This is a genomic window from Allobosea sp. 01N443, assembly GCF_056399325.1.
The window spans coordinates 1-10,728 of sequence record NZ_JBFTRC010000194.1 but is presented as its reverse complement, the minus strand read 5'-3'; the positions used below and the strand labels follow the sequence as shown (position 1 = coordinate 10,728).

Genomic DNA, 10,728 nt, shown 5'->3' with positions numbered 1-10,728 from the left:
CAATGGYGGYGGCCASGGYGGYGGCAATGGCGGCGGTCACGGYGGCGGCAATGGCGGCGGCCACGGCGGCGGCAATGGCGGTGGCCAGGGTGGCGGCAATGGCGGYGGCCAGGGTGGCGGCAATGGCGGCGGCCAGGGCGGCGGCAATGGCGGTGGCCACGGTGGCGGCAATGGCGGCGGTCAAGGCGGTGGCAATGGCGGCAACCACGGTGGCCGGTAACCGCCAGTGTCTTCAGAGCATGTGAAACGAGACACGCCCCGGGTCACTCCGGGGCGTTTGCTGTCTGGCGGCTAACGGCCGGCTTGAGGATGGAACCCGTGTCGCGTCGCTGCGGTGAATCTCGCATTCCCGCCGTCGATCGATTCCCACTGGCGCGGATTGGCCTGCGCCACCCGGCTAAAGAAGACATAGCCTGTTTGCGACCAGAGCAGGATGCGCGATCTCTTGTTGTCCAGAACGAAATMTCCCGAATCGGTCACCACCGTCAGCACGGCATGGCCCTCCCCCTCGGGCGTTCCGACAACCGTCATCAGCAGCGCCGATGACGGCCAACCGCGCTGGATCAGCAGCTTGCGCTTCAGGAGCGCAAAATCTTCGCAATCGCCTCGACCATCCGCCGGTATGCTCCAGACATCTTCCTGACCATGATGCGCCAGGTCGGAGACCTCCTGAATGGTCGCATTCACATGCGCATTCACTTCCTGCAGCTCACCGTGGCGCTGGGGAGAAAGCGAGACGCTACGCACCACAGGCCCCGATCGTGCGCATTCCGCCGGATTCTTCGCGCAGAAGGTGAGGAACGCAGCTGGTGGCGAGGCGCGCCCCCGAGTCGCGGCCGCGATCTGCTCGGCATGGGCGTCATCCGGGCGGCCTCCGGTGATCAGCGCAACGCACATCGCTAGCGTTGCGACCACGGCACGTGTCGTCATGATCCGTCCTTCGCAAGCGTGCTGGGTAGCGGGGATGAAATCCGGGATGACCGCCTTTGATTAAGGAAGTGGGCAATTCTGTGATTCGCCGCCAGATTTCTTCCGCAATCCACAGAGCTTCGACGGCGCGACGCCCTTCATGCGGTGGCCGTCACAGCCCGCGCGTTCACCAGGAATGCAGGAGGAATACAGGCCTGGCCGACCGGTTTCGAGGGACGATCGCAACGCTGCCCTGCGCGCGAAAAACCGCCTCACCGCTTGAAGAGCGGATGCTCCACCTTGTCGCCAGGCTTGATGCCGAGCTTGGCGGCGATGCCGCCATTGATCTCAAGGACCGAGAGCACCGGCTCGCCTGAAGGTATCGTACGGGTCGAGAGCGGCTCGGTCTGCGCGGCGATACGCACGACGGTTCCATCAGCGCGGATAAACAGCATGTCGAGCGGGATGAAGGTATTCTGCATCCACATCGCGACCGGCTCGACCTGGCCGAAATCGAACAGCATGCCGCGGTCCGGCGGCAGGTAATTGCGGTGCATCAGGCCACGCGCTCGCTGATCGGGCGTGCGCATGACCTCGACCTGGAAGACATGGCGCTGCCCGCTGCCGACGATCGCAAGCGTTTCCAGCCCGGTCGCGGGAGCCGCCTGCTGCGCGAATGCCATGACGGGGGCAAGAGCCAGGAGCAGCAAGGCAAGGCAGGCTGCAGGGAATCGTCGGGCGGACCGCATCGTCTCTAAGCTCCATTGCATTCGTCGCCCGCACCGCTCCTGCACGGGCCGGATGGCGGATCTGAGACAGATACGAAAGATCGCAGCGAGGCGGTCAAGTTTTTCCTGCGTCCGCGAGAGCAAGTCGTCTTCCTTTCCTCGCTGCGTTGCGGCAGGTTCGCTGCCGCCATCTGGAGACCGTCATGATCACGTCGACCCTTCGCAGCCCGATGCGCCGCCTGCGCGTAACGGCGGCCGCAGCCTTTATCCTCGTTCTGGCGCAGCCGTCCTGGGCAGCCGATTTCCAGATCGACAATATCCGCCTGGACCTTGGCGCGATCGTCGTCGCCATACCGAAGGTCGACGTGAAGGGCTCCAGCCTCGAGCGCGAAGCCTTTGTCTCGTTGTTCAATGGTAGCACCGGCGAGAGCGCGGTTGCCCGGACGGGCCGCCTCACCGCGTCGGAAATCAGTGCGCCCGAATTGACGGTCGAGCAGGTTCTCGGGCCGCAAAGGCAGGTTACGACGTACCGCGACATCCGCTTCAGTGAGATTCGCGACGGCAAGATCGGCCGCGGCTCGGCGGGAGGCGGAGCGATATCCGTGACCGGTGGGCCGACCGGCGCGATGAAGGGCGAGATCAAGCGCATCAGCTTCGAAGCGTTCGACATGCACCATCTCGCACGCGTGCTGAGCGAGCGCGCCAAGCCCGGCGTGGAAGAAGCCATGCAGCCGATCTTCGGCCGTGTCGAGCAGGACGGCTACGCCATCGATCTGGGCCAGCTCGGCAAGATCTCGCTCGGCAAGGCGACCGGCCGCGACTTCAAGATGCGTGTCGGAGACGAGCCTGTCGGAGAACTCCTGTCGCGGATCATCGCGCAGGCGGAGGCCGACCAGAAGGCAGGGATCGACTCGAAGGACCATAGCGACCCGGCCCGGCTCGAGGCCGACAAGCGCATGGCGCTTTCCATGTTCTCGCTGTTCGATGCCATCGACTATGGCAGCGGCGAGGTCCGCGATATGGTGATGGCGCTCTCCGTCCCGCCGAATCCGGGCGAAGCGCCGGTCGCCATGGACGTGAGAATCGCCAGGATGGCCTATGGCGAAGATGCGCCGGCCAGGTCCGGCTACGCCGTGGAAGGTTTCTCTTTCGCGGGAGCTGGCGCCAAGGCAGGGTTCGAGTCGCTCAGCTACTCCGGCTTTTCGCTCGCGCCCATGTTCAAGGGCCTGAAGGAGGTCCTGGCCAAGCCCGAAACCGAGATCGATTCGCTCGATTTCCGCAAACTGATCCCCAAACTCGGCACGATCCGGCTTGCCGGGCTCTCGGTCGATGTGCCGCAAACGGCAAAGCCGGGTCAGCCAGCGCAGGCCCCAATCCGCGTCGGGCTCGGTACCTTCGAGATTGCTGCCGCCGACCAGATCAACGGCATCCCCACCAAGCTTGCCTTGACGATCGACAAGCTCACCGCTCCGGTGAGCGAGGCAACCGGCAATCCCGCGGCCGCGGATCTGATTGCCATGGGCTACCGCGCCCTCGACCTCTCCGCGAAGCTCGACCTCGCCTGGGACGCCGCACGCAACGAGCTTGCGATCCGTACGCTCTCGCTCGGGAGCGGCGGCATGGCGCAGTTCGAGGCCTCGGGTACCCTCGGTAACGTCACCAAGGACCTGTTCTCCAGCGATCTCGCGCTCGCACAGGTTGCGGCGCTCGGCGCGACGGCCCGCAGCCTGGATGCCAGGCTGAAGAATCTCGGTCTGCTCGAGAAGTTCATCGAGAACGAGGCCCGCAAGAACAAGCGCAAGCCCGACGATCTGCGGCGCGAATATGCGATGATGGCCAGCCTCGGCCTTGCCGCGGTCCTCGGCCCGTCCGACGCGGCCAAGACCCTGACCGCGGCGGTCTCGCGCTTTGCGGCGAAGCCAGGCACGCTGACCGTCCAGGCCAATGCGAAGGCGACAGGGGGTCTCGGCCTCGCCGACGTCATCACGATCACCGATCCGACCGAGATCTTCGACAAGATCGACCTCAAGGCCAATGCCGAATAACTGGTCTGCCGATCTTCTTCCCGAAGACTTGTCCTGGCGGCCCTCCGCGATCGCAGCGTGGTGGGCCGCCTTGCCACAGGGCCCGCGCAGTTTTCTGCGCCGGCGCTTCAACCCCGACAACCAGGCCCGGTTGTATCTGGCCAACCTGATCGCTCGGCACCCGGGGCAGATCGTTGTCGGACGCTACACCTATGGGCGGCCGAAGGTGCGCTTCGCCGGAAGCGGGGCGCGCCTGATCATCGGGCGCTACGGCTCGGTCGGAGACGGGGTCGAGATCCTGCTCGGCGGCAACCACCGCACGGAATGGGCGACGACCTACCCATTCCACGACTACCCACGGCTATGGCCCGAAGCGAAGCACCATCCCGGCAATCAGGTCTCGCGCGGCGACGTCGTCATCGGCCATGATGTCTGGCTCGGGTCGCAGGCGCTGATCCTCTCCGGAGTCCGCATCGGTCATGGCGCCGTCATCGGCGCCCGCGCCGTCGTCACGAAGGATGTTCCGCCCTATGGCGTCGTCGCGGGCAATCCGGCACGGCTGCTACGGCACCGCCTGACGGAGGAGAAGATCGCGGCCCTGCTGGCGAGCCAATGGTGGRCCTGGCCCGAGGCCGACATCAGACGACTGATCCCGGTCTTGATGTCCGACAGGATCGAGGATTTGCCTCCGAGAGCCGTTTCCTGATAGTTCGCCGTTCAGGATCGAAGGCTCCCCCTCCGATACGGCCTCCCTCCATTGCCGGACCGCCCCCATGCATGATTCTGCCAACGACAAGGCGCGGGTCTTCCGCAAGGCCTATCTCTCCGCCGTCGAGACCTCGCCGCTGACCGTGCTCGACGTCGGCTCGGCCATCGTCGACGGACAGAGCCTGTCCAACCGCGACGTCATGTCGAACCCGGCCTGGAAACTTGTCGGCATGGACATCGAGCCGGGGCTGAACGTCGATGTGGCGGTGGCCGATCCCTATGACTGGAAAGAGATCGCCACCGGCTCGGTCGATGTCGTGACCTGCTCGGAGGTCTTCGAGCATGCAGAGTATTTCTGGATCACCATCCTTGAGATTTCGCGCGTGCTGAAGGGCAATGGACTCGCGTTCATCACCTCACCGGGCGGCGGTCCGCGGCACCGCTTCCCCGTCGATTGCTGGCGCTTCTACGACGATGCCTTCCCTGCCCTGGCCCGCTATGCCGGGCTGAACCTGCTCGAAGCCCAGGTGCAATGGGTTCCGGCCTATCGAAGGGGCATCCAGTGGCGCGATTCCAGCGCCGTGATGCAGAAACCGGTCCGGGATGCCGCCGCAACCCGCCTCGACGCAGCGCGCAGCATGATCGGCAAGAGCCTTCGCGGAGCCGAGCCGGCTCTGACGGAGCTCGATCTCTCGGCCTTGCCGAACACACCGCTCCCGCTGAGCCCAATCCCTGCCCTGCAGGGCAAAGCCGCCTTTGCCGCACGCGAGGCCGAGTTGCTCGCGGCCGACAGCAACGTGCTGCGCAAGGCACGGCTCGTCTTCAGGCAGTTGCGCGAGATCCGCAGGATCATCACCACCCCCATGAAGGACCTGCACCTCTAAGGCATCGGCCCGAAAAGTGGATTGCGGTTTTCGGGGCAAAGCCGATGCAAACACAAAGGGTGAGATCATCGAACCGGATACGATATCCGGTCTGATGATCTAAGGCGCGCGAGCTATTCGTCCAGGCCTTGCCGCGAGCGCGCCGTCCGCCCCCGCCGCCAGTCGAGCGCGCCAGCGGCAGATCCGGCATGCGCCATCATCTTGAGGCGGTTAAAGACCAAGGCGTAACCGACTGTCTTTGCAATGTTTTCGAGAATCGCAAGGGATGACGGCCCGGCTTGCCCGTATTTGGCCGCGATATAGGCGTGCGACCAGGCGAGATGCCAGCGTGCGTTGAAACGGCGGCCGGGGCTGGGCTTGCTGGAACGCCCGCGCGCGTGATGAGCCTGCGCCTCGTGCACATGCACGAGCGCATGCCCGGCGTCCCTCATGCGGCGGCAAAGATCATCATCCTCGTAGAACAGGAAGATTCGCGGATCGAAACCACCGAGCGCTTCGAAGACCTCGCAGCGGAGCAGGAGGCAGGCGCCCGAGAGAAACGGCAGGCAGGCATCCCCCTCCGGTACAATTGCCGCGCCGGAATGATTGAGATGAGCCGGTGACAGCAGCGAACGCGGCTGGATGAAGACGCGCCCTGACGGCTCGACAATGCGCGGAGCCAGCATCCCGGCATCGGGGTAGCGCCCAGCGGCCGCCAGCAGCTCTGCCATGGCGCCAGGCTGCAGCACGAGGTCGGGATTGACGATCAGGGCGTAGGGAGTGCGGCAGGCTGCGATGCCGAGATTGTTGGCTCGACCGTAACCTTCATTCCTGGGGCTCGCGATCACCGTTGCGCCACGCGCCCGCGCGATTGCGGCCGAATCGTCACTGCTGGCATTGTCGACGACGATGGGAGGCACGCCTTCGCGCCGCAGCGCATCCAGGCAGGCCGGCAGGACATCGGCGCTGTCATAGGCGACGACGACCGCGGTGACGGTTTCGTGGAGCGGGAGCAACTCGTTCGCGGGCGGCATTCCTGCCTTCTGGCCGGGATCGCCCCCGGCAGGCAAGCAGAATTCAGCGCCGTGTGAGGCCGGCGAGCTCGTGCTGAACCGCGCTACGCTCGGCGGCGTCGCAGTGGCGCGGCGCCTTGTAGGACTTCACCGCGAGGCTGGCATTGACGGCGACGAAGCGTCCGCGCTCGGCCGGAGCAAGCCCCGCCATCACACGGCGGCGATCGACGGCGACACCGCAATCATAGCCGCGCGAGACTTTGACGGCCGCAAACTCCGCCGTGCCGGGCACTGGACCGGCAGTCGTCGTACAGGCAGCAAGCGCAGGCAGAAGCAGGCTGCAGAGGAAGGCTCTGGCGAAGGGCATGGCTGATCGCGCTCAGAGCCCGCTGAAATCGCCGGCCCGGACGCGCGCCATGCGTGGCTTCAAGGAGCTGCGTTCTTCCGCAGAGCAGGCTTCGGGCCGGACATCCTGATTGATGGTCGCCGCCTCCGAAACGGTGACATAGGTCGAGCGCGCTCCCGCGATCTGCTCCGGCGTCGCGCCACGGGCACGCTCGGCGTCGAGGAAGCGGTCGAGTGTGCTGGTGCGTGGTGCTCCAGCACGGCAGGCGATCGAGCGCGAGACCAGATTGGCAAGCTCCACCGCCCGCCCCGAGCTTGTGTGGGGCGCAGCGGTGACACAGGCGGTTAGCGGCAGCGCGAGCAGGCAGGCGAGCGCGGACAAGCGCGCTCCGGTCGGGGCAGGCATGGCGGGGGGTCAGCCGTTCTTTTCAGGCAGGTTCAGGCGGATATGGAGCTCGCGCAGCTGCTTCGGGCCGACCTCGGAGGGCGCCCCCATCAGCAGATCGACCGCTTGCTGGTTCATCGGGAACAGCGCGACCTCGCGCAGGTTGCTGGCGCCGGCGAGCAACATGATGATGCGGTCGATACCCGCTGCCATGCMACCATGCGGCGGCGCGCCATACTGGAAGGCGCGGTACATGCCGCCAAAGCGCTCGATCACCGTCTCCTCGCCATAACCGGCGATCTCGAAGGCCTTGACCATCGCCTCAGGGCGGTGATTGCGAATGCCGCCCGAGGCGAGTTCGTAGCCGTTGCAAGCGATGTCGTACTGGAAGGCCTTGATCGCCAGCGGATCGTCCTTCTGCAGCGACTCCAACCCGCCTTGCGGCATCGAGAACGGGTTATGCGAGAAATCGACCCGCTTCTCGTCCTCGTTGTACTCGTACATCGGGAAATCGACGATCCAGGCGAAAGCGAAGGCGTTCTCGTCGATCAAGCCGAGCTCCGAGCCAACCTTGTTACGGGCGGCGCCGGCGAACTTGTAGAACTTATCGGGGTTGCCCGCTGCGAAGAAGGCAGCGTCGCCATCCTTCAGACCAAGCGCGATGCGGATCGCCTCGACCCGCTCCGGACCGATATTGTTGGCGATCGGGCCAGCACCCGCGCCTTCGCGCCACATGATGTAGCCGAGGCCGGGTTGGCCTTCGCCTTGAGCCCAGGAGTTCATGCGGTCGCAGAAGGCACGCGAACCGCCGCCCGGCGCCGGAATCGCCCAGACCTGGTTCTTCTCGTCTTCCAGGACGCGGGCGAAGACCTTGAAACCCGAACTGCGGAAATGCTCCGACACATCCTGCATCTCGAGCGGGTTGCGAAGATCAGGCTTGTCCGAGCCGTATTTGCGGATCGACTCGGCATAGGGAATGCGCGGCCAGTTCTTGGTGACCGACTTGCCGCCGCCGAATTCCTCGAAGACGCCGGCGATCACCGGCTCCATGGTGCGGAAGACGTCTTCCTGCGTGACGAAGCTCATCTCGACGTCGAGCTGGTAGAACTCGCCCGGCAGACGGTCGGCGCGCGGATCCTCGTCGCGGAAACAGGGCGCGATCTGGAAATAGCGGTCGAAGCCCGCCATCATCAGCAGCTGCTTGTACTGCTGCGGTGCCTGCGGCAGGGCGTAGAAATGGCCGGGATGCAGCCGGCTCGGCACCAGGAAGTCGCGCGCGCCTTCCGGCGAGGACGCGGTCAGGATCGGCGTCTGGAATTCCGAGAAGCCCGAGGTCTTCATGCGGTTGCGCAGCGAGTCGATGACCTTGCCACGCAGCATGATGTTGTTGTGCAGCTTCTCGCGACGCAGGTCGAGGAAGCGATATTTCAGGCGCGTGTCCTCGGGGTATTCGAGATCGCCGAACACCGGCAGCGGCAGCTCGCCGGAAGGACCCAGCACTTCGAGCGCCGTGGCGAAGACTTCGATCGCACCGGTCGCGAGATTGGCGTTCCCGGTCCCCTCGAGGCGAGCCTTGACCTTGCCGTCGATGCGGATGACCCACTCGGCCCGAATCTTCTCCGCTTCGGCGAAAGCCGGCGAGTCCGGATCGATCAYGACCTGGGTCATGCCGTAATGGTCGCGCAGATCGATGAAGAGCACACCGCCATGGTCGCGGATGCGGTGGCACCAGCCCGAAATGCGAACCTGATTGCCGATATCGCTCTCGCGAAGGGCGCCGCAGGTGTGGGAGCGATAGCGATGCAAGGTCACGGGACTCGTCTCTCGGAAATGCGAAGGAGCCGGCGCAAGGCCAGCTGAAACCTTCGGCGTAAGCACACGCAGGCGCGCGGATTGTCAAGAATGGCAGCGATAATCGTGATGCGCGAAGCCGGCATTCCAGCTGTTCGCCGCAAGGAGGCGGCAGAGGCCGTCGCACCATGGTGTGAAGGTTTCAATACGTAGACAAGGCAGATGACCTTGTCCGGGCCCCGAAGGACAGGCCCGTTCTTCTGAAGGTCATGCGGCGCCGGCGAGCAGAAGCATGAAACGCGGACTCGACGGACAACCCGTTCCTCCGCTAAGCCGCTAATCATGAGCCTCATCACCACCACACAGGATCTGGCCGAGGCGTGCGCGCGGCTGGCCCAGCATCCCTTCGTCACGGTCGACACCGAATTCCTGCGGGAGACGACCTATTATCCGAAGCTCTGCCTGATCCAGCTCGCCTCGCCCGACGAGGCGGTGCTTGTCGATCCGCTCGCCCCCGAAATCGACCTCGCGCCCTTCCTGGCGCTGATGGCCGACCAGAACGTCGTCAAGGTGTTCCACGCCGCACGGCAGGACCTCGAGATCATCTGGATCATCGGCAAGATGCTCCCGACCCCGCTATTCGACACGCAGGTCGCCGCAATGGTCTGCGGCTATGGCGACTCCGTCGGTTACGAGCAGCTCGCCAACGACCTCGCCAAGGCGCGGATCGACAAATCCTCGCGCTTCACCGACTGGTCGCGCCGACCGTTGACCGAGGCGCAGCTGACCTATGCCGAGTCCGATGTCACCTATCTGCGTGACATCTATCTCGCCCTATCGGCCGATCTCGCCGCCAGCGGCCGTGAGGGCTGGGTTGCCGAGGAAATGGCGATCCTGAATTCGCCAGGCACCTATGAGGTCAGGCCCGAGAACGCCTGGCAGCGCCTGAAGGGCCGGATTCGCAAGCCCAAGGAAGTCGCGCTGCTGATGGAGATCGCCGCCTGGCGGGAGCGGGAGGCGCAAAGCCGCGACGTGCCGCGCCAGCGGGTGCTGAAGGACGATGCGCTGATGGATATCGTTCAGCGCGGTCCGCGCTCGGTCGAGGCGCTGGCGGAGCTTCGCTCCGTGCCGAACGGCTTCGAGCGCTCGCGGGCCGGCGGCGAGGTGCTCGCGGCGATCGAGCGCGGCCTGGCGCTCGATCCCAGGACCCTGCCCCGTCTCGAACGCGAGCGCGGACGCCCGACCAATGGCGCCGTACTCGACCTGCTCAAGGTGTTGCTGAAGGCGACCGCCGATGCCGAACGCGTCGCCCCCAAGATCCTGGCCTCGACCGACGATCTCGAGGCCATCGCCTCGGACGACCTGGCCGATGTACCGGCCCTGCAGGGTTGGCGCCGCGAAGTCTTCGGCAACAAGGCGCTGGCGCTGAAGAACGGGCAGCTGAGCCTGAAGATCTCCCGCGGGCGCGTGACCGTCGCCTGAGCGGCCGATGATCTAACCTTCTGCGCTTGCAGCAGCCTTCCCGAAAGCCGTCCGCGTTTCGGGCCTATGCCTTGCGTCAGAGACGCCCTGTCTCGTCGTCACGAGCGAAGCAATCCCCTCAGGCAGAGGCCGGGATTGCTTCGCCGCCGCGCCCCTCCCATGACAGACGAGGCTAAGGCCAGCGTCGCGTGCTGATGCTCACGCCGCCTTCTTTCGCTCGGCGATGCGCGCCAGATCGGTCAGCAACCGGCGCGTGCCCTTGAGCCGCTGCTCCGCCGTCTCGAAGTCGTCGATGAAGACGACGCGCATGTCGGGACGGACCTTGGCCAGCGTTCCCTGCTTCGCGACATAGCCGACCAGCCCCTCGGGATTGGCGAACTCGTTGTCGCGGAAAGCAACGATGATGCCCTTCGGTCCGGCCTCGACCTTCTCGACATTGGCCCGGCGGCAGAGCGCCTTGATCGCCACGATCTCCAGAAG

12 protein-coding genes are annotated in these 10,728 nt (G+C 65.4%); 5 read left to right on the top strand and 7 right to left on the bottom strand.

What is annotated here, in order from left to right:
• Positions 1-220 (top strand): hypothetical protein (locus tag AC1DRP_RS30435; protein ID WP_476770436.1); only part of this gene is annotated, 220 nt, incomplete at its 5' end.
• 71 nt (positions 221-291) lie between these two features.
• Here AC1DRP_RS30435 and AC1DRP_RS30430 read toward each other — a convergent pair.
• On the bottom strand, positions 292-897 hold the full coding sequence (locus AC1DRP_RS30430; RefSeq protein WP_476770438.1) for a transglutaminase-like cysteine peptidase: 606 nt from the start codon (positions 895-897) through the stop codon (positions 292-294).
• 284 nt (positions 898-1,181) lie between these two features.
• On the bottom strand, positions 1,182-1,658 hold the full coding sequence (locus tag AC1DRP_RS30425) for a DUF192 domain-containing protein (RefSeq protein ID WP_441490015.1): 477 nt from the start codon (positions 1,656-1,658) through the stop codon (positions 1,182-1,184).
• A 182-nt stretch (positions 1,659-1,840) separates the two neighbouring features.
• Here AC1DRP_RS30425 and AC1DRP_RS30420 point away from each other — a divergent pair, with 182 nt between their 5' ends.
• The 3 genes from AC1DRP_RS30420 (at position 1,841) to AC1DRP_RS30410 (ending at position 5,253) form a co-directional block, all read left to right on the top strand.
• On the top strand, positions 1,841-3,682 hold the full coding sequence (locus AC1DRP_RS30420) for a hypothetical protein (RefSeq protein ID WP_476770435.1): 1,842 nt from the start codon (positions 1,841-1,843) through the stop codon (positions 3,680-3,682).
• A 70-nt stretch (positions 3,683-3,752) separates the two neighbouring features.
• Complete coding sequence (locus AC1DRP_RS30415) at positions 3,753-4,367, top strand: CatB-related O-acetyltransferase (RefSeq protein ID WP_476770434.1); 615 nt, start codon at positions 3,753-3,755, stop codon at positions 4,365-4,367.
• A gap of 67 nt (positions 4,368-4,434) precedes the next feature.
• Positions 4,435-5,253 (top strand): class I SAM-dependent methyltransferase, encoded by an 819-nt coding sequence (locus tag AC1DRP_RS30410; RefSeq protein ID WP_476770433.1) that lies wholly within the window; start codon positions 4,435-4,437, stop codon positions 5,251-5,253.
• Positions 5,254-5,366: 113 nt separating this feature from the next.
• Here the strand turns inward: AC1DRP_RS30410 and AC1DRP_RS30405 are convergent, their stop codons facing one another.
• From AC1DRP_RS30405 to aspS, 4 genes are read right to left on the bottom strand one after another with little or no spacing between them, the layout of a single operon-like run.
• Positions 5,367-6,266, bottom strand: coding sequence for a glycosyltransferase family 2 protein (locus AC1DRP_RS30405; RefSeq protein WP_476770432.1), 900 nt, complete (start codon positions 6,264-6,266; stop codon positions 5,367-5,369).
• A 43-nt stretch (positions 6,267-6,309) separates the two neighbouring features.
• Complete coding sequence (locus AC1DRP_RS30400; RefSeq protein ID WP_441490010.1) at positions 6,310-6,612, bottom strand: hypothetical protein; 303 nt, start codon at positions 6,610-6,612, stop codon at positions 6,310-6,312.
• Between the two features lie 12 nt (positions 6,613-6,624).
• Positions 6,625-6,972: a hypothetical protein gene (locus tag AC1DRP_RS30395; RefSeq protein WP_441505394.1), complete on the bottom strand. Its 348-nt coding sequence runs from the start codon at positions 6,970-6,972 to the stop codon at positions 6,625-6,627.
• A 33-nt stretch (positions 6,973-7,005) separates the two neighbouring features.
• The gene (aspS, locus tag AC1DRP_RS30390; protein ID WP_476770437.1) at positions 7,006-8,781 is read right to left on the bottom strand and encodes an aspartate--tRNA ligase; all 1,776 of its coding nucleotides are present in this window, start codon (positions 8,779-8,781) and stop codon (positions 7,006-7,008) included.
• Between the two features lie 327 nt (positions 8,782-9,108).
• Between aspS and rnd the strand changes: the two genes are divergently transcribed.
• Positions 9,109-10,248, top strand: a complete 1,140-nt coding sequence (gene rnd, locus AC1DRP_RS30385; RefSeq protein WP_441490008.1) for a ribonuclease D — start codon at positions 9,109-9,111, stop codon at positions 10,246-10,248.
• Between the two features lie 198 nt (positions 10,249-10,446).
• Here the strand turns inward: rnd and AC1DRP_RS30380 are convergent.
• A partial coding sequence (locus AC1DRP_RS30380; RefSeq protein ID WP_476770431.1) for a hypothetical protein occupies positions 10,447-10,728 on the bottom strand: 282 nt, incomplete at its 5' end.

Excerpts from the sequence above, each read along its gene's own strand:
- AC1DRP_RS30425 (WP_441490015.1), bottom strand. The coding sequence starts at position 1,658 with ATGCGGTCCGCCCGACGATTCCCTGCAGCCTGCCTTGCCTTGCTGCTC.
- AC1DRP_RS30420 (WP_476770435.1), top strand. The coding sequence starts at position 1,841 with ATGATCACGTCGACCCTTCGCAGCCCGATGCGCCGCCTGCGCGTAACG.
- AC1DRP_RS30410 (WP_476770433.1), top strand. The coding sequence starts at position 4,435 with ATGCATGATTCTGCCAACGACAAGGCGCGGGTCTTCCGCAAGGCCTAT.
- AC1DRP_RS30405 (WP_476770432.1), bottom strand. The coding sequence starts at position 6,266 with ATGCCGCCCGCGAACGAGTTGCTCCCGCTCCACGAAACCGTCACCGCG.
- AC1DRP_RS30400 (WP_441490010.1), bottom strand. The coding sequence starts at position 6,612 with ATGCCCTTCGCCAGAGCCTTCCTCTGCAGCCTGCTTCTGCCTGCGCTT.
- rnd (WP_441490008.1), top strand. The coding sequence starts at position 9,109 with ATGAGCCTCATCACCACCACACAGGATCTGGCCGAGGCGTGCGCGCGG.